This window comes from Schaalia radingae, from assembly GCF_900106055.1.
Classification (GTDB): Bacteria; Actinomycetota; Actinomycetes; order Actinomycetales; family Actinomycetaceae; genus Pauljensenia; species Pauljensenia radingae_A.
The window spans coordinates 273,227-298,311 of sequence record NZ_LT629792.1 but is presented as its reverse complement, the minus strand read 5'-3'; the positions used below and the strand labels follow the sequence as shown (position 1 = coordinate 298,311).

At 59.4% G+C, this 25,085-nt stretch carries 23 protein-coding genes; 10 read left to right on the top strand and 13 right to left on the bottom strand.

Going from position 1 to position 25,085, the window contains the following annotated elements:
• Positions 1-340 precede the first annotated feature (340 nt).
• From BLT69_RS01325 to BLT69_RS01310, 4 genes are all read left to right on the top strand, one after another.
• Complete coding sequence (locus BLT69_RS01325; RefSeq protein WP_157886298.1) at positions 341-949, top strand: hypothetical protein; 609 nt, start codon at positions 341-343, stop codon at positions 947-949.
• A gap of 301 nt (positions 950-1,250) precedes the next feature.
• The gene (locus tag BLT69_RS01320; RefSeq protein ID WP_092648190.1) at positions 1,251-1,670 is read left to right on the top strand and encodes a DUF4418 family protein; all 420 of its coding nucleotides are present in this window, start codon (positions 1,251-1,253) and stop codon (positions 1,668-1,670) included.
• Between the two features lie 16 nt (positions 1,671-1,686).
• On the top strand, positions 1,687-2,901 hold the full coding sequence (locus tag BLT69_RS01315; RefSeq protein WP_092648189.1) for an ABC transporter permease: 1,215 nt from the start codon (positions 1,687-1,689) through the stop codon (positions 2,899-2,901).
• The gene (locus BLT69_RS01310) at positions 2,901-3,587 is read left to right on the top strand and encodes an ABC transporter ATP-binding protein (protein ID WP_058237754.1); all 687 of its coding nucleotides are present in this window, start codon (positions 2,901-2,903) and stop codon (positions 3,585-3,587) included. Before BLT69_RS01315 ends, BLT69_RS01310 begins: the two co-directional genes overlap by 1 nt.
• Positions 3,588-3,696: 109 nt before the next feature.
• On the opposite strand, the gene BLT69_RS01305 is transcribed toward BLT69_RS01310, so the two are convergent.
• From BLT69_RS01305 to cysS, 3 genes are all read right to left on the bottom strand, one after another.
• Complete coding sequence (locus tag BLT69_RS01305; RefSeq protein WP_058237753.1) at positions 3,697-4,974, bottom strand: adenylosuccinate synthase; 1,278 nt, start codon at positions 4,972-4,974, stop codon at positions 3,697-3,699.
• 166 nt (positions 4,975-5,140) lie between these two features.
• Positions 5,141-6,124 (bottom strand): 23S rRNA (guanosine(2251)-2'-O)-methyltransferase RlmB, encoded by a 984-nt coding sequence (gene rlmB, locus BLT69_RS01300; protein WP_092648188.1) that lies wholly within the window; start codon positions 6,122-6,124, stop codon positions 5,141-5,143.
• 321 nt (positions 6,125-6,445) lie between these two features.
• Positions 6,446-7,927 (bottom strand): cysteine--tRNA ligase, encoded by a 1,482-nt coding sequence (gene cysS, locus BLT69_RS01295; RefSeq protein WP_092648187.1) that lies wholly within the window; start codon positions 7,925-7,927, stop codon positions 6,446-6,448.
• Positions 7,928-8,302: 375 nt separating this feature from the next.
• Here cysS and BLT69_RS01290 point away from each other — a divergent pair, with 375 nt between their 5' ends.
• Positions 8,303-9,376, top strand: a complete 1,074-nt coding sequence (locus tag BLT69_RS01290; protein ID WP_092648186.1) for an endonuclease domain-containing protein — start codon at positions 8,303-8,305, stop codon at positions 9,374-9,376.
• Between the two features lie 614 nt (positions 9,377-9,990).
• Positions 9,991-10,767 (top strand): 2-C-methyl-D-erythritol 2,4-cyclodiphosphate synthase, encoded by a 777-nt coding sequence (gene ispF / locus BLT69_RS01285; protein ID WP_092648185.1) that lies wholly within the window; start codon positions 9,991-9,993, stop codon positions 10,765-10,767.
• Positions 10,768-10,975: 208 nt separating this feature from the next.
• On the opposite strand, the gene BLT69_RS01280 is transcribed toward ispF, so the two are convergent.
• The 6 genes from BLT69_RS01280 to BLT69_RS01255 all read right to left on the bottom strand — a co-directional run bounded on the left by BLT69_RS01280 (position 10,976) and on the right by BLT69_RS01255 (position 17,633).
• Positions 10,976-12,535, bottom strand: a complete 1,560-nt coding sequence (locus BLT69_RS01280; RefSeq protein ID WP_092648184.1) for an RNB domain-containing ribonuclease — start codon at positions 12,533-12,535, stop codon at positions 10,976-10,978.
• 63 nt (positions 12,536-12,598) lie between these two features.
• Positions 12,599-14,047 (bottom strand): MFS transporter, encoded by a 1,449-nt coding sequence (locus BLT69_RS01275; protein WP_082628655.1) that lies wholly within the window; start codon positions 14,045-14,047, stop codon positions 12,599-12,601.
• Positions 14,048-14,108: 61 nt separating this feature from the next.
• Positions 14,109-15,002 (bottom strand): IspD/TarI family cytidylyltransferase, encoded by an 894-nt coding sequence (locus BLT69_RS01270; protein ID WP_092648183.1) that lies wholly within the window; start codon positions 15,000-15,002, stop codon positions 14,109-14,111.
• A gap of 60 nt (positions 15,003-15,062) precedes the next feature.
• Entirely contained in the window at positions 15,063-15,611 is a 549-nt protein-coding gene (locus BLT69_RS01265; protein ID WP_092648182.1) for a CarD family transcriptional regulator, read from the bottom strand.
• Positions 15,612-15,753: 142 nt separating this feature from the next.
• The gene (locus tag BLT69_RS01260; RefSeq protein ID WP_092648181.1) at positions 15,754-16,455 is read right to left on the bottom strand and encodes a response regulator transcription factor; all 702 of its coding nucleotides are present in this window, start codon (positions 16,453-16,455) and stop codon (positions 15,754-15,756) included.
• Positions 16,456-16,457: 2 nt separating this feature from the next.
• Complete coding sequence (locus BLT69_RS01255) at positions 16,458-17,633, bottom strand: sensor histidine kinase (RefSeq protein WP_162272387.1); 1,176 nt, start codon at positions 17,631-17,633, stop codon at positions 16,458-16,460.
• A 186-nt stretch (positions 17,634-17,819) separates the two neighbouring features.
• On the opposite strand from BLT69_RS01255, the gene phoU reads away from it, so the two are divergent.
• Positions 17,820-18,464: a phosphate signaling complex protein PhoU gene (phoU, locus tag BLT69_RS01250; protein ID WP_058237743.1), complete on the top strand. Its 645-nt coding sequence runs from the start codon at positions 17,820-17,822 to the stop codon at positions 18,462-18,464.
• Between the two features lie 150 nt (positions 18,465-18,614).
• Here the strand turns inward: phoU and BLT69_RS01245 are convergent, their stop codons facing one another.
• Both BLT69_RS01245 and BLT69_RS01240 read right to left on the bottom strand, forming a co-directional pair.
• Positions 18,615-19,352 carry a phosphoglyceromutase gene (locus BLT69_RS01245; protein WP_058237742.1) on the bottom strand — a complete coding sequence of 246 codons (738 nt, stop codon included), beginning with the start codon at positions 19,350-19,352 and terminating at the stop codon, positions 18,615-18,617.
• Between the two features lie 133 nt (positions 19,353-19,485).
• A complete protein-coding gene (locus tag BLT69_RS01240; protein WP_058237741.1) occupies positions 19,486-19,809 on the bottom strand; it encodes a histone-like nucleoid-structuring protein Lsr2 in 324 nt (107 codons plus the stop codon).
• Positions 19,810-20,182: 373 nt separating this feature from the next.
• Between BLT69_RS01240 and BLT69_RS10780 the strand changes: the two genes are divergently transcribed.
• Positions 20,183-20,800 carry a DedA family protein gene (locus tag BLT69_RS10780; protein ID WP_157886297.1) on the top strand — a complete coding sequence of 206 codons (618 nt, stop codon included), beginning with the start codon at positions 20,183-20,185 and terminating at the stop codon, positions 20,798-20,800.
• A 77-nt stretch (positions 20,801-20,877) separates the two neighbouring features.
• Positions 20,878-22,146 carry a chloride channel protein gene (locus BLT69_RS01235; protein ID WP_257590364.1) on the top strand — a complete coding sequence of 423 codons (1,269 nt, stop codon included), beginning with the start codon at positions 20,878-20,880 and terminating at the stop codon, positions 22,144-22,146.
• Positions 22,147-22,184: 38 nt separating this feature from the next.
• Here the strand turns inward: BLT69_RS01235 and hemH are convergent, their stop codons facing one another.
• Positions 22,185-23,216 (bottom strand): ferrochelatase, encoded by a 1,032-nt coding sequence (hemH, locus tag BLT69_RS01230; RefSeq protein ID WP_092648180.1) that lies wholly within the window; start codon positions 23,214-23,216, stop codon positions 22,185-22,187.
• A gap of 64 nt (positions 23,217-23,280) precedes the next feature.
• On the opposite strand from hemH, the gene BLT69_RS01225 reads away from it, so the two are divergent.
• Positions 23,281-23,874 (top strand): methylated-DNA--[protein]-cysteine S-methyltransferase, encoded by a 594-nt coding sequence (locus tag BLT69_RS01225; protein ID WP_058237739.1) that lies wholly within the window; start codon positions 23,281-23,283, stop codon positions 23,872-23,874.
• On the opposite strand, the gene BLT69_RS01220 is transcribed toward BLT69_RS01225, so the two are convergent.
• Positions 23,859-25,079: a DegT/DnrJ/EryC1/StrS family aminotransferase gene (locus tag BLT69_RS01220; RefSeq protein WP_092648179.1), complete on the bottom strand. Its 1,221-nt coding sequence runs from the start codon at positions 25,077-25,079 to the stop codon at positions 23,859-23,861. The two genes, BLT69_RS01225 and BLT69_RS01220, sit on opposite strands and share 16 nt — an antisense overlap.
• Positions 25,080-25,085 lie beyond the last annotated feature (6 nt).

Below are 25,085 nucleotides of genomic sequence, written 5' to 3'. Positions count from 1 at the left end.
TGGTCTTGTTCGCCATCACCGAAGCGGGCAACACTGCGCACTGCCGGCAAGGACGGCGCCGACGGAACCTGAAGTTGGCAAGGTCACTGAGCGTCAGTGTGGGTGGCAATGCTAGGCTGAACGCGGCATCGGGCCGCTAAGCCCCGGGCTCCAACTATTGCCGCTACGAGCGGCCTTCGCGCCGACAGGCGCTTTCGGTCCGGTGCCACTTTCACCCCCGCCTCATTTCCAGCACCTTGCGATGATCAAGGACAGATTGTTGGGGCCGGAGATATTGATGTGTGGCAGTGCGACATGGCACGGTAGTACTCAAGTACATGAAACTGATCTAGTCGTGCTGGTGAGCTGCGTTCTCGTGATCGCTCTGGTTGCGGCCGGCGTTCTTTTCATCACCTCACGTCACTCTGATCCACTCTCTGCAAGTGAAGCCACAGAGGCACTCCGAAATGTCGCGGTCAGTGGCATTGGCCCCGTTGATGAAGTCGAGGGCCCCATCCGCTATACCGACGTTGAGCCGCTGCAGTTCAAGAGCACTCAATGCCAGAAGCTTTTTGACAGCCTGCCGTCACCGGATTACATGAGTCACACGTCATTGATTGAGGGAGTGACCTCTGTGGCCTTCATTGAGCTGTCACTCTTCCCCAGTAAGGCCAACGCGCAGGAATTCTACAGTCTCCACTTGGAGAGAAATCGGAAAGGATGCGATGGTGAGGCAATTGATGCGGCGGTCACCGGCCTGCACTTCAGAGAGGACGGCAGGGTCAGCGGCGCGCAGTACGTCACCTTCACGGCTGATCTTGCCGATCCTGATCCACATGAGACGTATACGTTTACTCGTATCGCGTGCTCCAACCTCGTGTTCGGAATCTACTTCACCAGCGCAGGCGAACCAGTAAGCGCCGAAGCGATCCATGAAACAGTGACGTCGATTATCGATGCGGTTCGATGAGGATCTGACCACCAGGCACTGACAGCCGGTTGAGCGCCGGGCACAGCAGCTCACCGTACGAGATAGAAAGATGGCTTAGTTCGAGGCCCTTTCACGTCGCCTTGCTCACTTTTTAACGGTTCGCACCACAGGTCCACACCTCCTGCGCTCTCGCCGTTGGCGCTATTCTGCGGTTTCCATCCACTCCTCACTGATTAGGTAAGGTTTGCCTTTCTTATTTTACGCTGTCATAATAACAGCGTTTCTTGAGAGACGGACTGATCCGGCAGAAGGGTCGTCGAGCACCTGTGAAAGGGTTATCATGACAAACAAACTGATCTCATCGATTCCAGCAATCCTTCTGGGACTTCTCATCGCATTCGCGCCCAAGACTTTCGCGCAGCCATGCCCTCCGATGGAAGATGGGCACTTCATGAAGTGCCACTGGTCAGCTCAGGCGGCCCTCGGCATCGGTCTGGTTATCGCAGTCATCGGCGTCATTGCGTTCTTCGTTGACACCCGCATCCAGACAGGACTGGCAATTGCAGCTGGCCTCAACGGCGCTTTGACTATCGCCATCGTCAAGGTTCTCATTGGCGGATGCATGAAGGCCGACATGCACTGCAACATGATCATGATCCCCACGCTGATGGTTCTGGGCATCCTGACCATTGTCTACGCGGTGGTTGTGGTGTACGTCAACAGTCGCGTCAAGACAATCGCACCCGCCTCACAGAAGTAAGTTCTGAAGGCAGACCGTGACACGTCACAACCTACTGCGACGGCTACCGCTGAAGAACTTATCGAGCAGACCACTGCGCACCTTCGCGCTGATATTCATCGTCAGCGTTCTATCCGGTACCTTCTTCGGCGGTACCGTCTTGTCGTTCAACCTTAAGACCGGTCTGGCGAGTATGCAGGAACGCATGGGTGCCGACCTCATGGTTGTTCCTCAGGTTTCCCGTCCGCAGGCGGAAGCACTGCTGACCAATACCGGTTCCTCCACCTTCTACTTCATCAACAACATCGCCGAGTTGGTGGCCAAGGCCAACGGGATCGAAAAGCTCACCGCGCAGACTTATATTGCGTCGTTGACGGCAAGTTGCTGTGACGACCAGGTTCAGATCATCGGTTTCAATCCACAGACCGATTTCATTATTGAGCCTTGGGTGTCCTCGCAGTACGACAAACAGCTTGCTGACGGTGACGTCATTGCAGGCTCGAAGATCAAAGTGTCTGCAAACGGTGACATCAAACTTTTCGGCCACCACTTCCCTGTCGCAGCGCAGCTCGCACCCACCGGCACCTCATTGGACAGCTCAGTGTTCGTCAATCCGGCAACCGTTCCTCAAGTCGTGAAGTACTCGGCGGAAGTGGGCCATCCGGCCATTCCGGAAGAACATGCGGGCAATGCGATCTCCGCCGTCCTGCTCACAGTCAAAGATGGAGTCGACCCGCACGAGGTGGCAGACAACATCACCAAGGCGACGGGGATGGGAAGCCTCGGCTTCGTCTACCCCGGAGGAATTACGGCGACCACCAAAGCTCACCTGAACGTGATCACGGGATATGCCTACGCATTCGTGGGCGCGGTATGGGTGCTGGGCGCGATCGTGCTGTTCGCTGTGTTCTTAACCTCGGTCAATGAGCGGAAGAAAGAATTTGCCTCACTGCGCATCATGGGAATGCGCAAGTCCCACCTCGTTCACGTGTACCTCACTGAATCAGCGCTGATCGGCCTGGCTGGCGGTGTGATCGGAATCGGCCTGGCTTCCCTCGTCGTTTTCCCATACAGCACGCTGATTACAGACGCCCTGGCACTGCCCTATCTTCAGATCAGCATCGCGCAAGTGTTGGGTCTGGCAGTGGGGAGCGTGTTGGCAGCCACCCTCGTCGGTATGGCAGCCTCAAGCCTGTCAGCATGGAAGTTGTCGCGAGCCGAGACGTATACGACTTTCCAGAGGGGGCAGTAATGACACTCGTGACCACTCGGGACCTCACCCGGGAATTCACGCGACGCGGCACAGTGTTCGCGGCGGTTGATCATGTGAACCTGACGGTCGATGCCGGTGAGTTCATTGCGATTGTCGGCCGGAGCGGCAATGGGAAGACCACGCTGTTAAATCTGATCGCTGGCCTGTTGGCTCCCACATCGGGTGTTGTTCTCATTGACAACAAAGCAGTCTCGCACCTCAGCGACCATGAGCTATGCAATCTTCGGGCGCGCACCCTCGGTTTCATTACGCAGCACCATTCACTGCTTCCCAGCCTGAACATCCTCGACAATGTTCTGCTGCCTGGAGAGATCGCCGGCGAGGCAGACCTGGCCGGCCTTGAAGAGCGCGGCCGCGAACTGCTGGAGCGGATGGATATTGCGCCACTTGCTGACGCCTACCCCTCGGAACTGTCAGGTGGAGAACTGCGGCGGGCCAGCGTTGCGCGCGCAGTCATTAACTCCCCTGCGATCATCATTGCTGACGAACCGACCGGCGATCTTGATGCGGACAGCACGGCGCTGGTACTTGAGCTATTGCGCGACAGTGCCGCGACAGGCGCAGCGGTCATCATGGTCACGCACGACCAACAGGCTCTGAGCGCGACCGATACGACCTACACCATTGACAACGGAGTGCTGAGCGCCGGCTCGGAACACAGCTAAGCGGAAGCTCCGAGCAAAGCTGAGCTCCAACTCCATCGAAGCTGAGCGGCAGCTCGGCGCAGGGGCGCGCAGCCTCGTCGACATTCAAGCTGCGCGCACCGACTGCAGATCAGAGCGCGTGGCGCACAATGATGGCTTCGCGTCCTGCTCCCACACCGATCGAGGAGATGCGGCACTTGGACAGCTCCTCCAGGCGCAACACGTACTCCTGAGCCTTTTGAGGCAGGTCCTCGAAGGTGCGCACGCCGGAGATGTCGTCACTCCATCCGGGCATCTCTTCATAGATGGGTGTTGCAGCCTCGAAGTCTGACTGATTCATTGGCATCTCATCCAAACGCTGCCCGTTCACCTCATAGGCCACGCACACCGGAATCGTGTCATATCCGGTCAGGACGTCCAGTTTCGTCAAGCACAGGTCAGTCAACCCGTTGACGCGCGATGCGTATCGCACGACCACAGCATCGAACCATCCAGTACGACGCGGCCGCCCCGTCGTCACACCGAATTCGCCGCCGCGTTTACGCAGTTCATCACCGACTTCGTCAGTAAGCTCCGTTGGGAAAGGCCCTTCACCTACGCGCGTCGTGTACGCCTTGGCAACACCCACCACACGGTCGATGCGGGTAGGCCCGACACCTGTTCCGGTCAGTGCGCCACCGGCCGTCGGATTTGATGAGGTCACAAACGGGTAGGTTCCATGATCAATGTCGAGCATTGTGGCCTGGCCACCCTCGAACAAGACGGTCTTGCCTTCATCCAAAGCATCGTTGACCAGCAATGACGCATCCACCACCATGGGGCGCACGCGGTCAGCGTACGACAGCAGTTCGCGCGTGACCTCCTCCGGATCGAGCGTTTCCATACCAACAGATTCAAGTAGCGGGTTCTTCTGAGCCAGGGCGCTGCGCACCTTCTGCTCAAGGGTCGGCGGATCGAACAGATCCTGAATGCGGATGCCGATGCGGTTCATCTTGTCCGCATATGTCGGCCCGATGCCTCGGCCAGTGGTGCCGATCTGCTTGTCGCCCAGCAACTTCTCACTGGCGTTGTCCACCAAGCGGTTGTAAGGCGGGATGATGTGCGCGGCCGCCGAAATCTTCAGTTTCGAGCAGTCCACACCGCGAGCGCTGATCTGTTCCATCTCATCGAAAAGAACGCTCAGGTCGACCACCACGCCGTTGCCAATCAGCGGTGTGACACCTTTGGACAGGATACCTGCGGGCAGCAGGTGCAGCGCGTACTTTTCTCCGTCGACGACGACGGTATGGCCGGCGTTGTTCCCACCGTTGAACTTGACGACGACGTCGGTGCGCTGACCCAGCTGGTCAGTGGCCTTGCCCTTCCCTTCGTCGCCCCATTGTGCGCCCAAAACGATCACGGCTGGCATTCGGTTATGCTCCCCTACTTGGTGGCTCGCCTGTCTTCTTGATGGACGAGGGTGTCTCACGGTCACCTGGCTGAAACACCGTCGTCCAGTCTATCGCGATTGACGCGTTCTCATCACTAGTGTCCAGTTCGTGCGGGCAGCGCGCCGGGAATCCCCGGCGTACCTGTCAGCGAGCGTCGGCGCGCGTGGCCGCCACCTCGTACAACGCGATGCCCGTGGCAACCGACGCGTTCAAAGACTCAACGGTGGAGCTGATCGGAATCGACACGATCTGGTCGCAGGTGTCGCGCACCAGGCGTGACAGTCCAGCCCCTTCCGCACCCGTGACAATAACCAGTGGCTCGGTCGACAAGGGCAGGCGGCGGATCGACTGGTCACCCCCGCCGTCCAATCCGACCACGAAGTACCCGGCCTTTTTGGCGACACGCAGAAACTGTACAAGGTTGGACACCTGCGCAACCGGGACGCGCGCGGCTGCACCAGCGGACACCTTCCACACGGTGGCGTTCACACCTGCCGAGCGGCGCTGCGGAATCACCACGCCTCCCGCGCCAAATGCGCCAGCAGCACGCAACGTCGCACCCAGATTGTGCGGGTCCGTCACCTGGTCAAGTGCCACCACCATGGGCGGCTCACTCTGCTGAAGCAGGTCACCAAGCAGTTCGTCTGCATCGGCATATTCGTAGGCGTCCACCTCGGCAGCTACTCCCTGATGCACGGCACCATCCGTTGCAACGTCCAGGTCGCGCCTGGTCACTTCAATCACCGGCGCTCCCAGAGAGGATGCTGTGCGGATCACGGATTCGAGTCGCTCATCGGCCGTTGTGGTCGGTGAAATGAAGACGCGCAGAATCGGCACGCCTGCCTGAGCTGCTTCGGCAACGGGGTTACGCCCACAGATCAGCTCGTGGCCTTCGGGAATCTTGATAGAGGTCCTGGAGCGGGCACGTGCCAGCGCTGCTTCCTGTTGCTCACGCTTTTCACGGGCAACTTTGCGCTTGTGGGCGGCGTGGTAGACGCGATCCTCAGCTTTCGGAGTGGGGCCCTTACCCTCCAGACCCCGGCGTGAATGGCCGCCGGTTCCTACGCGTGGCCCCTTCTTGGAGTTAGGTTTGCGGATGGCTCCACGTCGACCGTAATTACTTGCCATCTGTTGACTCCTGCCTTCTTATGCTGATCGCGGGCTTGAGCACGGCTGCACATACGGATGCTACGTGAGGTGCTCAATGGATGCTTCCAGCCGCCTCACCTGGTGATGTGGCGATTCGCGCCGTGCAAGTCCTTCACTTTATCGTACGGCCCGCCCCACATTCGAGTGCATTTTCGTGGATCCTTGCCACATTTGTGCCGCTAGGCGCCGGTGTCGCTGTGTGAACCCGCAGCACGACGCTCCGCGTGCCATCTAGTCTTGCCGTCTTAGCTGTGCCGACCAAGCTGTGCTGGCGAGAGCTGGTGTGCGCGGCGAGAAGGTTTAGTCGGCTGCCAGGTGCCAGGTCGCACCGTCTTTGCCGTCCTCCACCGTGATGCCGGCTTCGGTCAGCGTGTCTCGCAGCTGGTCGGCTCGCGTCCAGTCTTTATCTGCTCGGGCTTGCGCACGCTCGTTCAAAATACCGGTCACAAGATTGTCGAGGGCGTCCATTGCGCCGTTTGATCCGCTGCCGTTCGTGCCTGTCGTTGCTCCAGTTTCCCCGCGAGTGGTGGCCTTCCACTGATCGGACAGGGGATCCACGCCCAGCAGATCCAGCATGGATCGCACGAGGACGTGTTCGCGGCGAATCGCCTCTGTGTCGCCGCTGGCCAGGGCCTGGTTACCGACTTTGAGGTGTTCGTAAATCACGGCGAGGGCGCCGGCGACGTTCAGGTCATCGTTCAAAGCATTGACGAACCCTTCAGGCAGATCTTTCTCCCCCAGCTGCAGTTCTTCGACGGTTGCTTCGCCTGCAGCTTCCGCACTCTTGAGAGCAAAGGTAATGAACTTTTCAGATGCCGCTTGAGCCGCCGGCAACGTGTCGGGTCCCCACTCCAAGGCTGAACGGTAATGCACTGTTGACAATGCCCAGCGCACAGCCAGAGCGGGTGCCTGCTGCGTCAGCGCATCCACGGACAGAACGTTGCCCACGGATTTCGCCATCTTCTCACCCTTAATGGTGACCCAGGCATTATGAACCCACATGCGGGCAAATCCCCATCCGGCTCCGTGTGACTGTGCCTGCTCGTTTTCGTGGTGCGGGAATCGCAGGTCAATGCCGCCCCCGTGGATGTCGAATTCTTCGCCCAGGTAACGCTTCGACATAGCCGAGCATTCCAGGTGCCAACCCGGCCGCCCTCGTCCCCACGGAGAATCCCACGAGGCGGTGGCTGGTTCGCTGGGTTTGGCAGCCTTCCACAAGGCGAAGTCGCGGGAATCGCGTTTGCCTGCCTCGACATCCGCGTCAATCTGCGCGTCATCTTCCGTGGAACGCATATCGTCCAGTTTCTGACGGGTCAGCGAGCCGTAATCTTCTTGCGAATGAACGTCGAAATACACATTGCCCTGGCCGTCCGCGTACGCATGTCCACGTTCAATCAGGCGCTCCACCAGCGCGATCTGGTCAGGGATGTGGGCAGTGGCACGTGGCTCAAAGGTGGGTGGCACCACGCCGAGGGTCGCATACGCATCGGCAAATTCGCGCTCGAATCGAGACGCCCACGCCCACCACTGCACTCCTGCTTCAGCTGATTTGGCGAGGATCTTGTCATCAATGTCGGTGATGTTGCGAATGTAGGTTACCTGCGTGCCGTTGCGGCGCAGCCAGCGGATCAGCGTGTCGAAGGCGACCGCACTGCGCAGGTGTCCGATGTGCGGAGACCCCTGCACGGTAGCACCGCACAGGTAAATCCCGACGTGTCCGGGGTGGACAGGCTCCAGCGGAGCCAGTGCGGCCTTTTTCAAATCGTGCAGATACAGCGTCATGCCTCTTATCGTAATGCGCCGCGCGCGCATTCCTCATCTTCGCCCTGCGATCCGCGCCCGCCCGAGGGTTGCCATATGCGCCACCGGCCCCTCTTCCGCCGACGCGCTGCAACCCACGCGCAATGGGGCTGCCAGATTGTGAAGCGCACGTACCCTCATGGGGTTGCTGCAACCCACGCGGAATGGGGCTGCCCGCGCCCGTCAGTCTCTGGCCCTATCTGACTTCATCCACGCCCCGCCCGGCGCAGCCCGCCATCCACAGACTGTCGCCTCGACCTATTCTTGCGCGCGAGCTACTTCTATCCTGAGCACCGTAAATCCGACCATTGCAACCACATCTCACTTGGGTACACAGTCCAAACCAGAGGAGCACTGATGCCTGCTGTTGCATTCGACTTTGACAAGATCCTGATCCGATCATCTCGCGACAGACGCATCTCGCGAGAAAAAGCCACCTCGATGAATCTCATTGCCTTAGGAAAAGGTTTCTACGTTGCTCGATACATACTGGAGGAGCTACCCGACAAGTGGGCAGTTATCAATTTCATTAATCGGGCGCGAGCATGGATTCTCACGCGCTACCGACACAGCAAATGCATCGTAATTGGCCACGCCGCATGCGTCGTCCACGGCATCAGCACTCTCTCCTCGCTGACAACAATCGATCTCTTGCATCCAGCGCCCCTGAATTCGACCACATCGACAAGTTTTCTGCCCCCAGTCCAGCTGTCTGAAAACGACGTTATCCCAGCGATAACCGTGCGTAGACATCACCGGCAGCTGTTAAGCGAACCGGTCACATTTTCTCATGGGATTCGTTGCTGTTCACTGAAAGACGCCGCTATTTCAACTGGAGTTCTAGACGATACGGCGAATGGCTACGTCGTCATGTGTGGAGTTCTGCGCATCCTTTCTCGCTTCGACCGGCGGGAATACGACATGTCTCGAAAGCGAGAAGATGCAGTCCGCAAAGATCTACTTTTACTCGCACGCAAATTGCCTGAACGGACTCGTAACAAGAAACACCTTTCGCACATCATCGAGGGTGCAGACGCCGCGTGTGAATCCGTTGCAGAACGACACTTGCTATGGATCATGCGCGAAGGTGGCATCACGGAGGTCTGCACGCAGATGAAAGTGCTGCATGACGGCTACACGTTCTTCACAGATTTTGGAATTCCAGACCTTCGTATCGCCATCGAATTTGATGGGCGTTCGAAACACGGAACTGATGCTGACGACATATTCGCAAGCTTGGAGGCTCAGCAATACCGCCAGAAAAAGCTTGAGGCCGCAGGTTTCACCGTTTTGCGTTTTGTGTGGAAGGATCTGCGCTCGCCTGAACGCATCGTGGCTGAAATTCGCCTCCACATGGAGCGGGCGTACGCACGCAAGGTTCTCTTCAGCAGTTCCGCCGATCGCCAGTTTTCCTCAGCACCGCCCGGATAGTGCAGCTCTCCTCAGCAGCGGGCATACCTCCGCTTTTTCGCGCGTCGTGTCGCGCTTTGCTCTTCTCCCTGCGTCTCCGCGACCCCTTTTCTCGTGCGCTTATCCGACAAACCAGCCGCCGATGCAACACAACACCCTAGATCTTCGTGCCTGCGTTGCACATTCCCCTAAATCTTCACGGTCTTGATGCACATTCCCCTAGATTTGACGCGAAAATTGCACATACCCCTAGCTAAAGTCGGCACCCCAAAAGGACAAAACCTATTTCCGCAGGTCAGCTGTCAGTAGCTTCCGGCGGCCTCGAGCCTCACGCGTTAAATCTAGGGGATTGTGCATTTTTACATGACTTTTTAGGGGTATGTGCACGTGGAGGGTTTAAATCTAGGGGTATGTGCACGAGGAGGGTTTAAATCTAGGGGTATGTGCACGTGGAAGGCTTAAATCTAGGGGTATGTGCACGTGGAAGGCCCAATTTCACGAGTATGTGCACCCGGCGAAGTTAAATCCAGAGTATGCGCTGGCGCCAGGGCGGAAGGGCAAACGACGGGCACCGCCCATACCTCGTGACAGCTGCAACTCATCCCGAGGGCGAGGGCGGATACTAAGCTGACCTTATGAGCACCGCGCACCGGACCAATTATTCTCGCAACGCCGCAGCAAGCAACGCGGCAGCAAGTAAAGCGGCAGCAGGCAACGCGGCAGCAAGTAACGCCGCAGCAGGCAACGCGCAGGCGCCGCAGGCGTACCCATTCCGCATCGGCCACGCCATTGACGTTCACGCGTTCGCTGAGAATCCGCACCCTGGCGGCAGCCAGCCGGGACAGGCTGCAGAAAGCTCGCAGGTGCGCAGAAATGATAGCCAGCGAAGACAGACCAGTGACGCTCAGCAAGCGCGCGGAACCGACACCCAACACATTCACGGAAGTGGCAATGAGCAGCCGCATACCGACGTCTTGATGCTGGCGTGCATGGAATGGCCAGGTGAGCCAGTGCTGGCAGGGCACTCTGATGGAGACGTGGCGGCGCATGCCATCTGTGATGCACTCTTGTCGGCCGCACACCTGGGCGACATGGGATCCAACTTCGGCACGGACCGCCCCGAGTGGAAGGGCGCATCAGGGCGCGCATTCCTCACAGAGGTCCTGCGGATGGTCACGCAGGCCGGTTTCGCCGTTGCGAATGTGAGCCTGCAGGTGGTCGGTAACCGCCCCCGAATGGCATCGCGCCTGAAGGAAGCCGAACGTACATTGTCAGATATCGTCGGCGCCCCTGTATCCGTATCGGCCACCACGACCGACGGGCTCGGGTTCACTGGACGCGGCGAAGGGCTGGCAGCGCAGGCAATCGCACTGATCTACGCAATGTCAGCGGCTCACAGATTCGATTCGTGATTGACGAGGGTGGCCGCGGGCGCCGCGCGCACCGGCACAACCACAGCTGACTGTCATTCGGCAACGAGGGCATTTCTATGGGCACCGTCAGCGAGGGCACACCCTAGCGGCACCGTCAGCGACGATCGGCCTCAAACCGATCTGTGGCATGCTCATATCCGGCACACCTCAGCCGCACCGTCAGCGAGGGCACACCCTAGCGGCACCGTCAGCGCCGATCGGCCTCAGACCCATCGATGGCGAGGGCGAACTCCACCGACGGAGCGGCAGGGTCGACCTTCTCGAGCCTGACCTGCACGCGCTTGCCGGCCAAGGAAGGAGCATCCTCGATTCCCTGAATATCGACGCGTGAAATCACAGCCGGATCCGACACGATGATCTCTGCCCGCTCCTTGTTCACACTGGTGACCACCGCATCAAACAGCTCACCTTCATGACCAGCCAGCACCATCGCCTCCAGCGCGGCAACCGCTCCGTTTTCAACGGTGCGCACTTTCTGAGTCGTCTGAGCCATGATGGTGGGCAACTCAGGCAAACCGTCACGTACCCACGTCGGCACGTCAACACCGGCGCAGATCGACAGGCACACTTCCTCACCGTAGCGATCCACCAACCGGCGAAGCGGTGCAGTCACATGCGCATACGGCGCAGCGATCGCTCCGTGGATCGCTTCATCACCGGTGGGTGCCCCCCGGTCAAACGCCGTGTACCCCGCGCCGCGGAACAGTGTGCGCGCCTGGCTCATAAACGCCGCGTGAGCCGGCTCGGCCGAATCGAGCGATCGCACAAAGTCGGGATAGGTCTGCTCAGCGGGCCATTCCAGATCCAGTGCCTCGGCCACGCGCCGCAGGCGGGTAATGTCACGGTCGGTTGCAGGCGGCATGACACGCAAAATACCGATCCCTGCCCGGCGCATCATGTCAGCCGCACACATGCCGGTCAGAAGCGAGATCTGAGCATTCCATTCTTCAACGGGCAGCGTCGCGCGGTACGTCAACTCGAACTGGCCGTCGTCGCGCTCCTCAATTTCCTGCTCAGGCGCGTTCATCGAAATACCGCCGCGTTCGATTTCACGCTGCTCACGAGCCTGACCGACGTGAGCCAAGTTGTCAATAAAGTCAGCTGGAACCACATCAGGCAGGTCGCCCTTGCCGTCGACTGCGCGCTGAACACCGTCGTAGTCCAGTTGTGCCCGCGAACGGATCACAGCCCGCTCCACGTTCGCTTTCACCACGTTGCCGTCATCGTCCAGGTCAATGGTCCACAGGCACGAGGGGCGATCCGCATCCGGAATAAGTGAGGCAGCATCATGGCACAACACATCCGGATGCAATGGCGTGACCTCATCGGGCGCGTATACGGTTGATCCACGCTCACGCACAGCATGGTCCAACGCCCCGTCAGGCCACACGAATGTTGCCAGTGAGGCGATCGCATAGTAAACGCGAAAGGTGGCTCGCCCTGCCCGCGAGGCGCTGCGCTCGCCGTCATCGTCACCGTCCAGTCGCACACACGCCACAGCCTGATCCAGATCACGGGAACCATGCGGGTCGATGGTGACGAACGGGATGTCACGCGCGTCGCGGGCACCCTCGGCAATGAAGCGCTCAACGCCGCTGGAATGCCAATGGGAGGCCGCAAGGTCAGCTTCGTGCTGCGCCTCGTCGGAAAACTCGGTGGGGATCCCGGTCTTGTCGCGCAGGTGGTTCAAGGCGAGCACGACTTGCGAGGGCGGCGCGCTGTACATGCGCAGACGTGGAGCGGACATGTATTTTCCCTTCGTTGACGAGGGCGCCTTCACCGCGCGGCTTCCAGGAACGTGCTTCCAGTATCACCCCTGTGACGGCGTGCTGTCCTGATAAATGTTCAGATGCGCGGATTCCTGGCGAATCGGAATGAGCAGCAGAAGGCCAGCCAGCAGTACCACGACGATGCCGAGAATGCCCCAGTGAGTGGCGTCCACGTCCGGTGGTGTGACGGCGCGCCCCAGTTTGATGGCCAGGTAGTACAGGGCAGGTGAGAGGAAGGAGACGGCTCGGCCGGTCGTGGCGTACAGGCCGAATACTTCGCCTTCGCGACCTGCCGGGATCATGCGCGCCAGGAAGGAGCGCGAGGCCGACTGTGCCGGGCCGACAAAGACGCACAGGATCAGGCCCAGGACCCAGAAGATCGGCTTGCCGAATGAGTGGAAGAAGAACACCAGCAACCCGGAGGTCACCATGCACACCAGGGACAGGATGATGACGCGCTTGGGGCCGATCCAGTCGTCAAGCGCACCGAAGCCAATGGTTGCCAGGCCGGCGACAACGTTGGCGGCAATGGCAAAGAGGATGACTTCGGAGGCGGAAAAGCCGAACACGGACCCTGCCAGGATTGCGCCAAATGTGAACACCCCAGCCAGGCCATCGCGGAAAACAGCCGACGCGATCAGGAACATCAAGGTGTGGCGTGATGTGCGCGCCAGAGACTTCACTGTTGACCACAGCAGCTTGTAGGAATCGATCAGAGACTCATGGGTATCGCTAGTGGACACATTCTTCGGTTTGGGCGGGTTAAGGACGACCGGCAGAGAGAAGACGGCGAACCAGATGGCTGAGACCACCATTGCGACGCGAATATTCAGCCCGTTTTCACCTGTCACGCCGAACCAGCCGACTTCAGGGTTGATGAAACCGACGAAGAGGATCAGCAGCAACACGATGCCGCCGACGTATCCGAGGCCCCAGCCGAATCCGGAGATTCGTCCCATCGCTGACTTATCAGCCAGGTGGTTGAGCATCGCGTTGTAGTTGACGGAGGCGAACTCGAAGAACACGTTACCCAAGCCGAGCAGACCGATTCCCAGCCACAGCGCGCCGGTTGGGCCGAGCGAGGAATTGGGTGCCACGAAGAACATGGCGAGCATGCACAGCACCACCATGGCGGTGAACCAGCCGAGCCACACTCCCCCTTTACCGCGCCGATCAGCACGCTGCCCCGTGATGGGAGCTAGCAGAGCGATCACGATGCCGGCAAGGGTCAGTCCCAGTGACAGGTTCTCGTTGGCAACAACTTTGGGGGCGAACACCCCGTCAGTTGTCAGGTAGACAGAGAAGACGAACGTTGTTGCCACGGCGTTGAATGCGGCTGAGCCCCAGTCCCACAAAGCCCATGAGACCACTTTCTTGTTCCACAGAACCCAGTGGTGGCGTGACCCTGACGGAGGCGTGGAACCTGTCGAGTGTGACGAAGTGGAAGAAGGAGTGGGAGCATGCTCGAAGGACTGCTCGTGTTGTGACATGGGATCTCCTTATGCAAGGGTGCGGCGCGCGCCGCAGACAGATACCTGCGATTGCAAGGTATCACGCATCGGGCGCGTACCCGTGATCTAGACAGGCTTGCGCCAGGGCAATGTCCAACTCGGTGGTCACTTTGAATGCCATCGTGTCGCCCGCAATCGACATCACCGTCAGTCCCAGTGCTTCCACCAGCCCTGCATCATCGGTGGCGGCGCTCGATTCGTCGGCTGCTCTGCTGGCTCCGTACTCGTGAGCACGGCATATGACGTCCCACGTGAAGCCTTGCGGAGTTTGAACAGCGCGCAGGCGTGAGCGGTCAATACTCGGGTCGAGGGGCGATAGCGCATCGTCTCCCTCGTCGATGTGCGTGCCGGTGGCAAGCGGTTTGATCGTGTCAGTTACTGGCAAGGTTGGGATGACGGCATTGGCACCGTTTTCAATGGCTCGGGCTACGCGGCCGATGAGCGCCGGCGGTGTCAGGCAGCGCGCCGCGTCGTGGATCAGGACAGGTGTGCGCGCGTCAGGACGGAACTGTTCAAGGGATCGCAAACCTGCGGCCACAGACGCCTGACGCGACGCTCCTCCCGCGACGACTCGCACGGTGGCAGATAGGTCGGGCAGCGCACTCCCGATGAGTTGTTCAAAATCGACGAGGGCGTCTGTCGGAGCGGTGACCGCAATGTGCGTGATTCCCGCAGCGTCAAGGCCGCGAAGGGCGCGCAGTACCATCGGTGCACCGCCTACTTCGACGAGGGCTTTGGGCATGTGCCGTCCCAGTCGGGTGCCCGAGCCAGCTGCGGCCAGGACAGACAGGCGCTCCTTGACAGGTGCGAATTCAGCTCGTGCAGATTCGGTTGACACAGATTCAGTCAGCGCAGGTTCAGCTGACACGATGCCAGCGTGGTGGGATCCAGGCGCCTGCAATGGCGTCGTTGACTGGGATCGCAGCTGGCTCATGTCAGGATGGTCGCAATTCAGGTGCCGCGCCACTGCCGGGAGGGCGCGACGCTGACGGCACTACTTGTCGTCGCCTGATTCGTGAGTGTCGGTGCCGGCATCATCGGCGCTGTCATCCGTTTCGGCCGATTCAGCCAGGATCGAGTCGAGGCGATCCGATGCTGCTGACTTGTCGATGTCGCGGGCCAGAGCAAGCTCAGAAGTCAGGATCTGGCGGGCTTTCGTCAGCATGCGCTTTTCGCCCGTGGACAGCTTCTTGCTGGCGTCGCGGCGAGTCAGATCACGAACAACTTCGGAGACTTTGACGATGTCGCCGGTTGCGATTTTTTCCTGATTGGCCTTGAAGCGTCGTGACCAGTTCGTCGGCTCTTCGACATAAGGTGCTCGCAGAACGGAGACGACTTCTTCCAGCCCGTCTTCATCGACGACATCTCGAACGCCAACGAGGTCGACGTTGTCAGCTGGCACTTGAATCTTGAGGTCACCTTGCGTGACGCGCAGTGTTAAGTAAGTTTTTTCCTCACCGCGTATCTTTCGGGTGGCGATCTCCTCGATCGTGGCTGCTCCGTGATGGGGGTAGACGACCGTTTGACCGATGGTGAACGTCATAAAAGGAACTCCTGCTGGTATTAAACAATACCGCCATTCTACCAGTAATCGTGCACGCACAGTCAGTGGGGTGTTATGCTAGCGCTTCGCTCGCTCCACGCCTCTTCGAGCGGGGATGCGGGCACACACCTGCGCGCCGCTCTTACTTGCTTTCGTCGCGCGGATTCGACACCAGTTTGTAGCCCAGTCCGCGAACGGTCACTAGGCGGACGGGGTGGGATGGATCCGGCTCGATCCGGGCGCGCAGACGTTTGACATGCACGTCCAGGGTCTTTGAATCACCGATCGTTCCGACTCCCCACACGCGATCCATCAGCTGCGAGCGCGTCAGGACTCGATCGGGGTTGCGGGCGAGGAATTCCAGCAGTTCGAATTCGCGCAGCGGCATCGACACGGATGTGCCATCCACTGTGACTTCGTGCCGGTCTACCCACAGGCGGATTGTTCCCACTTCGAGGACTTCTTCTTCATCCTCCAGTGTTCCAGCCTGGCGTCGCAGCACCGCGCGGATACGGGCCAGCAGCTCACGGTAGGAATACGGCTTCGTAATGTAGTCGTCGGCACCCATCTCCAGGCCGACGATGCGTTCGACCACTTCGTCTTTCGCGGTCACCATGATGACAGGAACGTTGGATACTTTTCTGAGTTTCCTGCACACTTCGGTGCCCGACATTCCCGGCAGCATCAGGTCAAGCAAGATCAGATCCCATTTCGGATCGATCGCTTTTTCGAGTCCAGCATTTCCGTCGGATGCTTCGCCCACGTCAAAGCCGTCCCGACGCAGGTTGTAGGCGAGTGGCTCACGGTAGGAGGCTTCATCTTCGATTATCAAAATTGCCGTCATGATTATCTTGCGTCCTTGTCTTTACGCTCGTCTCCATTTTCACCGATCTCTGCTTCAGGTAACACTAGCGTGAACGTTGATCCGCGACCCGGGAGGGACGCAACGGTCACTGTTCCGCCGTGATCACTGGCAACATGTTTGACGATTGACAATCCCAGTCCTGTCCCCCCTGTTTCACGTGAGCGTGCCGTGTCGACTCTAAAGAAGCGTTCAAAGATGCGTTGCTGATGCTCAGATGAGATGCCGATACCGGTGTCGATGACGCGAATGCAGATTCGTTCCTGGTTGCGTACCGCGTCGACACGCACCCATGAATCCGGATGCGAGTACCGCACAGCGTTATCGACGAGGTTTCGGACCGCCATCACCAGCATGTCCTTATCTCCCCACACGTAGGCTTCGAGCGCAGGATCCGGTCCGCGCAACTCGATGCGTGCCTGCTCGGCGGGGAATTCTTCCTGATGGAGCGCTTCGCTGATCACTTGCTTGACGCTGACGAGGTCGGGCGAATCCAGAGCATCAGGTGATTGCAGGCGCGACAGGTCGATAATGTCCTGCACCAGTGTGGACAGTCGTTCCGATTCTTTCGACAGTCGGCTCGCGAAGTAGGCAACTGCTTCAGAATCGTCAGAGTTTTCAGCGATCGTTTCGGCCAGAAGTCGCACAGCTCCGACAGGTGTTTTCAGCTCGTGCGACACGTTCGCAGTAAAATCACGACGCGCAGCCTCGTTGCGTCGTTGGATCGTCAGATCCTCTGCCACGATCAAAAGGAGGTCACCGGGCAGCGGGGCCACCCGTACTCGGAAGAACAGTTCAGCTGCTTCAGGAAGGTCGGAGCGTGGCAGCGTCATCTCAGTGGTCAGCGGGACTCCCTCGGCCCGCACGCGTGCGGCAACTTCAATGAGGGCAGGGTGCGTCAGTTCCTGGTGACGCGCCAGGCCTTTGGCATACGCTTTGGCATCAGCGCGGACAATCTTGTTGTCCGCGTCAACGACGATCACGATGCCGGGCAGAGCGGAAGTCATGGCGAGCAGATCGACAGGCGGCTGGGTGTACTGCGGATCCACTCCATTTTCGACGTCCTGTTGACGCTGAGACAGCCGGAAGGCTCCTACGCCGACAGCGCCGACGAGGACACCCAGCAGCGCGACAACGATGAGAGTGATAGCGTCCAACACAGACATAACTGTATCGATCTGTTTGCCTCTTCGTCACCACTCGTGACGGGCCATCTGCAGATTTCCTGCAACAATACCCGAAAAGCAAGTAGGAGTTAACCAAAAATTAACCCGATATGCACACACTTGGCACTTATCTTTGGTGGACTTAAACAGTTACAGTGGATTTTTCGTGAAGGAGACATTGTGCGCACTGTATATCGACAGGAACTGACGCAGCTTGGACTCGATTTGGAGAGGATGAGCTCCGGTGTCACCGTCGCGATTGAACGCGCAACGCAGGCCCTGCGCGAAGGTGACATGATCAAGGCGGAGCAGACAGGCGACGCTGATGACCGCCTCGACCAGCTGTCCCGTCACATCGACGAAACCTGTGTGAGCCTTCTGCTGCTGCAGGGCCCCGTTGCATCCGATCTTCGCCTGATTGTTGCGGGCCTGAGACTGACTCAGACGATGGAGCGTCAGGGCGACCTTGCGGCCCACCTGGCTTTGATCGCACGCAACCCCCACCAGGAGCCGGGGATTTGCCCACAGGCTCGACCGCTCATCACCAAGATGACGGACGCGGCCGTGCAGATGGCACACTCGATGGAGAAGGTTGTCCAGACCCAGGATCTGAACCTGGCCCGTCGTATGCATCGCGATGACGACATTCTCGATGACCTGCAGATCGAGGCTCGCCGCATGGCAACCGATGACGACAATGATCTGACTCGCGCTCAGGTGATCGACGTGACGCTCGCGGCCCGCTTCCTGGAGCGCTTCGGTGATCACGCTGTTTCCGTTGCAGACCAGGTGATGTACATCGTGGAAGGCGCACAAACCGCCTAAGCGGAACTGCCGAATCTATATCCGGCGAACGCGGAGCTCACACACCGTATTACCCCGCTGACGCCTTCAACATGCGCATAAAGGCTGGTGCCCCACCTCCTTGGGAGGTGGGGCACCACGCTTAAGGGTGGGAACCCTCGTGAATGAAACTTACTTGCCCTGGTTTGCTACGGCCGCGATCTTGGCCTCAGCATCGGGATCAAGGTATGTGCCGCCCTTCTTGACGGGCTTGAGGGTTTCCTCGTCAAGCTCGTAGACCAGCGGAATGCCGGTCGGGATATTCAGGCCGGCGATGTCGTCGTCGGAGATATCATCGAGGTGCTTGACGATGGCGCGCAGTGAGTTGCCGTGGGCTGCAACCATCACGGTCTTGCCGGAGCGAATCGCGGGAACGATGGTGTCATTCCAGTACGGCAGCAAACGGGCCAGCACGTCCTTGAGGCATTCGGTCAACGGAATCGGCTCGCCTGCATAGCGCGGGTCGGCGTCCTGCGAGAATTCCGAGCCCTTTTCGATCTCCGGCGGCGGCACATCGTAGGAACGGCGCCACTGCATGAACTGTTCCTCGCCGAACTCGTCGCGGATTTCCTTCTTGTTCTTGCCTTGCAGAGCGCCATAGTGACGCTCGTTAAGGCGCCATGAACGCTCCACGGGAATCCAGTGACGGTCCGCGGCATCCAGGGCCAGGTTGGCGGTCTGGATGGCGCGACGCAGCATCGAGGTGAACAGCAGGTCAGGCAGGATGCCGGCTTCCTTGAGAAGCTCTCCTCCGTGCGTTGCCTCTGAGCGACCCTTTTCTGACAGGGGTACGTCAACCCAGCCGGTGAAAAGGTTCTTTGCATTCCATTCGCTCTCGCCATGGCGGAGCAATACCAGTTTGTATGTCATAGTCCTATTCTCACAAAGATCGTGCCCGCTGTCACGGGACCCTTCGACATCACTTCACAGCGTCGGCAATACGAGCCACTCAACAACGGCCGGTCGCCGCCTGAGCGGTTGTCCTTCACCTCATCGGCAGCTCTTACTGATGCGCCTGACGGTACTGCTCGACAATGCTGGCGGGGATACGTCCGCGCTGTGACACCTCAAGACCCTCATCCTGCGCCCACTGGCGAATCTTCGCTGAATCGGACGCACCGGCGGTTGCACCGCTGCGGCGAGTGACAGCCCGGCCACCGGTCCGGCGCGCATGGCGAATCCACTGCGCGAAATCGTCTTCGATCTTGTTCGCGTGTTCAGCATTCAGATCGATTTGGTAGGAAATGCCGTTGAAGGCAAAACTAATCGTCCGTTCAGCTTCAGAGCCATCGATGTCGTCGACCAAGAAAACCTTTGTCTTTTTCATTGAAAGTATTCCTTCTGCAGAATCCAATTCCGACAATAAAAAGAGTAGCACTTCAATCGGTTTTCATTTATTTGAATTCATCTGGCAATGTGGCGTGAACCGTTTTCTCACATCAACCGTTCTCTCGTATCAGCCGTTTTCTCGTATCAGCCGCTTCCTCACATTAGGCACTTTCTCAGATCGCTGACAAGTTCATGGTGAACACCAAAATCGGGCAGAACCTGCTACCAGGTTCAGGGACTGTTCAGGGGATTCCCCTATGGCGTTTAACTTCCATTCCGTGCGATGATCACCATGTGAATTCATTGAAGCACCGGCCTGCGCCAGACTGTTCGACGTTGTCGCATTCCCTGAGCTTTTCAGGCCTGTCGCAATGAGCTCCTTTTGGTCCTTTATCAGCGGCATCGAAGCCGCCATCGTTTCATTTTCCGATCAGCCGCTTTCCCTCGTTCTGTGCGTCCTGGCATGCTGGGGTGACGGGTTCTTCCCCGTCCTTCCCTCTGGTTCGGTTATCAGCGCCCTGTCGGCAACTCCGGCATACCGTGAACCTGTGTTCCTGACATTCCTCATTGTGTGCTGTGCCTGCGCGGCACTTGTAGGCGACCTTACAATGGCGACGATCGGTCGACTCTTTCCTGAAGAGTCCCGTCGTCTACCGAAACTCAATATGAGGTTAAGTGCAGTAACAGAGCGCCAATGGAGAATTCTCCTGTCGACGGGTCGATTCGTCCCCATTGTGCGAATTGCGATTTTTTTCAGCGCGGGGAAAATGCGCATACCTTTCCGCCATATTGCGTTACTCGATGCACCCGCCTGCCTTATCTGGTCTTGCATCTACGGCCTGAGCGGAACAATCGGTGCACGTATTTCGACTTCACCACTGATATCGATGGCATGCGGAATTGTCTTAGGAGCTTTGTGCGCAGCAATTCTGACCCGGATTGCTCAATACCTCCATTCCCGCCACGCGAAGGTTACTAATCAGTCCTGACAGTACGCGCCTGTGCCCCGCCCGCCTCACCGCGTCCCTGCTGGCGCACCGAAGCGCAGCCAACGTACGGTAGATAGGTGCACGTACCGTCAGACGGTGAAAGCTCTCACCGCACTCCGCTCGTTCGCCTCATCGTGGCCGTCATTTTCACGGCCGCAATTGCCGGCATTACCGGATGGTTCTTTTCGCATCTGCTTCACCTGATCGAAAGACTCGCCTACGGTGAGAGCGCAACCTTCATCGAGGCTGTCCTGTCAACCGATTCGTCCAGACGCGTCATATTTCTTGCTCTGGCAGGTGCGATCGGCGGGATTTCCTGGGCACTGCTGCACCACACCAGACGAGGGATCGTCACCGTCACCCAGGGTGTCAACGGGGCGAAAATGCCGCTCTTGACCACATTCACGCACGCGACCACACAGGTTGTCATTGTGGCGCTCGGTGCGTCCATCGGCCGGGAAGTGGCACCGCGTGAAGTATCCGCAGCCCTGTCAGGATGGTGCTGTGACCGGTTGGGACTGAGCGCGCAGGATCGCCGCCTGATCGTCGCATGCGGCGCAGGCGCAGGGCTGGCCGCTGCGTATTCAATTCCCATTTCAGGAGCAATTTTCGCCCTGGAAGTTCTGATCGTTTCTCTGACCCCGCGGGCATTGTGGTGTGCATGCCTGATCTCGGGCCTGTCTGTCCTGGTCGCCCAAGGCCCCATCCGGCCCGAACCGTTCTACACGGTCACCGCACCCACTTCAACACCATCACTGCTGCTGTGGGCACTCATCGCCGGCCCGATCTTAGGTACAGCAGGCTGGGGTTTCAGTCGCCTGGTGAAACGCGCTGAAGACCTGCGCCCGACAACCCCGCTGCTTCTAGTCACCTTGCCTGTAATCTTCACACTCGTCGGGCTCATCGCCGTGTGGATTCCGCAGGTCATGGGTAATGGTCAGGCCACTGCTCAGGCGGGATTCGACGCGCATTCCCTGGCCGCCCTCGTCCCTGTCCTGATCATCACGTGTGCCAAGGCCATCACAACGCTGGGCACAATCGCATCAGGGGCATGGGGTGGCACGCTGACACCGGGTATCGCACTGGGAGCCGGATTCGGCGCCGTCGGTGGACTGGCGTGGTCGACGATGTTCCCCGACATTTCAATCACTGCCTGCGCGCTGATCGGAGCGATGTCATTCCTGGGCTCATCGATGCGTGCGCCGCTCACCGCACTCGCCCTTGTGCTGGAGTTTACGCATCAAGGGGCAACTATCCTGGTTCCGGCACTCATTGCACTCGGATTGTCGTGGGCCATCACCTGCGCATTCACGCGCCTGAGCGAGGCGTCGCACCCGGCCGGGTAATTGACGAGGCTCTCGCTCAAACGGGCAGACGACGAGGCTTATACCCAGCCGGCCAAGCCGGTGCGGGCGACCTCCTCGAACGTGTCGATGCATCCGGGCAGATCGTTGCCCCATGGCACGTAGTGGAACTGCGAACCGCCAGCTTCGATGAAGGCATCACGGTTCAGGCGTGCGATCTCATCAAGCGTTTCGATGCAGTCTGCGACAAACCCGGGGCAGATCACGTCCACTCTGGTGGTGCCCACTGCGCCAAGTTCCCCCATCGTGTCGATGGTGGCGGGCCCAATCCACTTGGCCGGCCCAAAGACGGACTGGTAGCGGGTGAGTACCCACTGTGGATCCAGGTTGAGGCGCGATCGCAGCAGTTCAGCCGTCGTTTCACACTCGTCGCGGTACACGTCTCCGTCGCGGTGCATCGCCTCGGGTATTGAGTGGAAGGACAGGACGAGTTTGTCGCCACCTTCAAAATCGGGCCGGCCGCGCGCATCCCAGTGATTGACGAGGGCGGCCGCGAGCGCCTCGATATACACCGGGGCGTCATGGAAGGAGCGAATGGTGCGGATCTCCAGTTGATTGCGAGCTTTCAGCATGTCTCGCGCAACTTCATCGATGACAGGCGCGGTAGATGAGGAGGCGTACTGCGGGTAGGCGGGAATGATGAGGACGCGCTGCACTCCCTGATCACGCAGCTGATCAAGCACGCTGCGGATCGATGGTTCGCCGTAGCGCATGGCCAGGTGCACGTCGGCAACATGGTCGAGGCGCGCAGCCAGTTCGTCGCGCTGACGCAGCGACCAGTACATCAGTGGTGAGGAGTTCGACTCGGTGTACCAGATCGACTCGTAGAGTTTTGCAGACCGTGCAGGGCGCACCCGCAAGATGATGCCTTCGAGGATCGGTCGCCAGATTGCTGGAGGCATTTCGATAATGCGCCGGTCGGAGAGGAATTCACGCAAGAAGGGGCGCACAGCCCGGGCTGTGGGTGCCTGCGGCGTTCCGAGGTTGGCCAGGATCACTGCGGGTCGTTCGGCTCGAGCGTTTTCTGACACAGCTAAAGATTTCGTCACGATGTGTACTGTACGGGAAAAACTATGTTCAATGCGAACTCACGCGCCCCACAGTAGGCTGACGACCATGACCCCCACAGCCCCGGCTTTTCTCTCACGCTACCGTTCACCCATCGGCACCTGGACACTGGCTTTCATAGGTGGTGACCTCGTCGGACTGTGGTGTGAGGGGGCGAAGCATTTCGGCTCCACCATCGCCGGCATGACGCACACCGATGACATCAGTGAGCTGGAGCCACCCTCGTCAATCAAGACGCAGAACAACCTGACCTGCACAACGCGCTGGCTGGACACCTACTTTGCCGGCCACATTCCCGACGAGGTGCCTGCGCTGCGCCTGGTCGGCACTGATTTCCAGGTCAGTGTGTGGCGCGAGCTCCTCGCAATTCCCTACGGGCAGACGACCACGTACGGTGACCTGGCCGATGCTGTTGCTGATCAGCGAGCCAGCGGGCTGGCACGTCAGGCTGGTCAACTGACCTGTCAGGCTGGCCGGCCGGCACCTCAGGCTGTCGGGCAGGCTGTCGGGCGCAATCCCATCTCCCTCATCGTCCCGTGTCACCGTGTCGTGGCGGCAGATGGTTCGTTGACGGGATACGCTGCGGGAACTGACCGCAAGGCGTGGCTCCTTGAGCTGGAAGACGCTCAAATCGCTTCATGAGCGGCGAGCCAGCGTACGGCCGCATCGGCCAGTCGCTCAGCATGGTCGCGTGATTCCTGGGTCCGCAAGTTAATGATCGAACGCTCGATCTGGCGTGTGCGTGGAATGGCATCACTGTGAGAATCACGTTCGTATGTACGCGGGCTGCGCACACCGGGGAAGAGGAGAGGCCGATACCACCTGCCCGGATAGAAGCCCTGTGACTGCAGCGCACTGAACATGTCTTCTGGGTCGATAGGCTGATCGGACCCATCGCGCTGGAGGATCACAGGGAAGCGGATCAGCGGCATCGATGCGGTGACAGAAGCCGGGATCGTTGCAGCGGTGTGGACCGCTGACAATGCACGCAGGTAGAAGCCGGTTCGCTCGGCCAGTTCACGTTCAATGGCATCCACACCCGCGAGCGCTTTGCTCATGTGCTCGAGCACCCAGCGTGAGGGCGCGTACGGTCTTCCGTTGGATCCGCCCTGCCATTGCGTGTCAGCAACTGGCGGGTAGAAAAGGTGTGCAGCCTGAGCCGCACTCCGCAACCTGCCTGAGAGCCCTGATGGCAGGTGAGAGTAGGCGCGATCTTGCAGGCGATAGGTCCGAATTGCCGTGTCGAGAGTGACCCGAGGCTGAGGCAGGTTCGTCAGCGCGCCGACGAGGAGCTGGCGCACAGGCACATCAACCGTGTCGGGATTGAGCCACAGTGCGGCACCGAATTTCGTGGGCAAAACCTTTTCCGCGCCGAAAGAGTGAATCGAAATATCCGCGAGGGGGCGCCGCGTCTGCGGATCGATGGCCATGCGTCCGACGCAATGTGCGCTGTCTTCAACAACAAAGGCGTCCGCAGCGTGCGCCTGATCCACGATCACCTTGGATGCGCCATCATCCACGATACCGAAGGTGTGCTGGAGGACGATCGCCCCCGTCGAGGGCGGGATCGTCACGGTCTGTGGGTCGATCGAGAGCGTGTCGGGCGAAATATCGGCGTACCGCGGGAGCATCCCCGCGGACACAATCGGGTTAATTGCCGTGACGCATGTGAACGCCTGCGTCACGACGTAGCAGGCGCGCCGCGCCTGCCGGATCGCATCAAAGGCCAGGTGCATGGCGTGGCGTGCGGGCGCACCTGCATGACGCTGGGCAGTACGGTCACGCCGTATGAAGTCAAGCACTGAAGGGGTCAGCAGATTCTCACCGAATTCTCCCCGTGTTTGCACCTGAGA

Excerpts from the sequence above, each read along its gene's own strand:
- BLT69_RS01305 (WP_058237753.1), bottom strand. The coding sequence starts at position 4,974 with ATGCCAGCCGTGATCGTTTTGGGCGCACAATGGGGCGACGAAGGGAAG.
- rlmB (WP_092648188.1), bottom strand. The coding sequence starts at position 6,124 with ATGGCAAGTAATTACGGTCGACGTGGAGCCATCCGCAAACCTAACTCC.
- BLT69_RS01320 (WP_092648190.1), top strand. The coding sequence starts at position 1,251 with ATGACAAACAAACTGATCTCATCGATTCCAGCAATCCTTCTGGGACTT.
- BLT69_RS01225 (WP_058237739.1), top strand. The coding sequence starts at position 23,281 with ATGACCCCCACAGCCCCGGCTTTTCTCTCACGCTACCGTTCACCCATC.
- BLT69_RS01275 (WP_082628655.1), bottom strand. The coding sequence starts at position 14,047 with ATGTCACAACACGAGCAGTCCTTCGAGCATGCTCCCACTCCTTCTTCC.
- BLT69_RS01245 (WP_058237742.1), bottom strand. The coding sequence starts at position 19,352 with ATGACATACAAACTGGTATTGCTCCGCCATGGCGAGAGCGAATGGAAT.
- BLT69_RS01240 (WP_058237741.1), bottom strand. The coding sequence starts at position 19,809 with ATGAAAAAGACAAAGGTTTTCTTGGTCGACGACATCGATGGCTCTGAA.
- BLT69_RS01265 (WP_092648182.1), bottom strand. The coding sequence starts at position 15,611 with ATGACGTTCACCATCGGTCAAACGGTCGTCTACCCCCATCACGGAGCA.
- cysS (WP_092648187.1), bottom strand. The coding sequence starts at position 7,927 with ATGACGCTGTATCTGCACGATTTGAAAAAGGCCGCACTGGCTCCGCTG.
- BLT69_RS01260 (WP_092648181.1), bottom strand. The coding sequence starts at position 16,455 with ATGACGGCAATTTTGATAATCGAAGATGAAGCCTCCTACCGTGAGCCA.
- BLT69_RS10780 (WP_157886297.1), top strand. The coding sequence starts at position 20,183 with ATGAGCTCCTTTTGGTCCTTTATCAGCGGCATCGAAGCCGCCATCGTT.
- BLT69_RS01270 (WP_092648183.1), bottom strand. The coding sequence starts at position 15,002 with ATGAGCCAGCTGCGATCCCAGTCAACGACGCCATTGCAGGCGCCTGGA.
- BLT69_RS01290 (WP_092648186.1), top strand. The coding sequence starts at position 8,303 with ATGCCTGCTGTTGCATTCGACTTTGACAAGATCCTGATCCGATCATCT.
- ispF (WP_092648185.1), top strand. The coding sequence starts at position 9,991 with ATGAGCACCGCGCACCGGACCAATTATTCTCGCAACGCCGCAGCAAGC.
- BLT69_RS01310 (WP_058237754.1), top strand. The coding sequence starts at position 2,901 with ATGACACTCGTGACCACTCGGGACCTCACCCGGGAATTCACGCGACGC.
- BLT69_RS01280 (WP_092648184.1), bottom strand. The coding sequence starts at position 12,535 with ATGTCCGCTCCACGTCTGCGCATGTACAGCGCGCCGCCCTCGCAAGTC.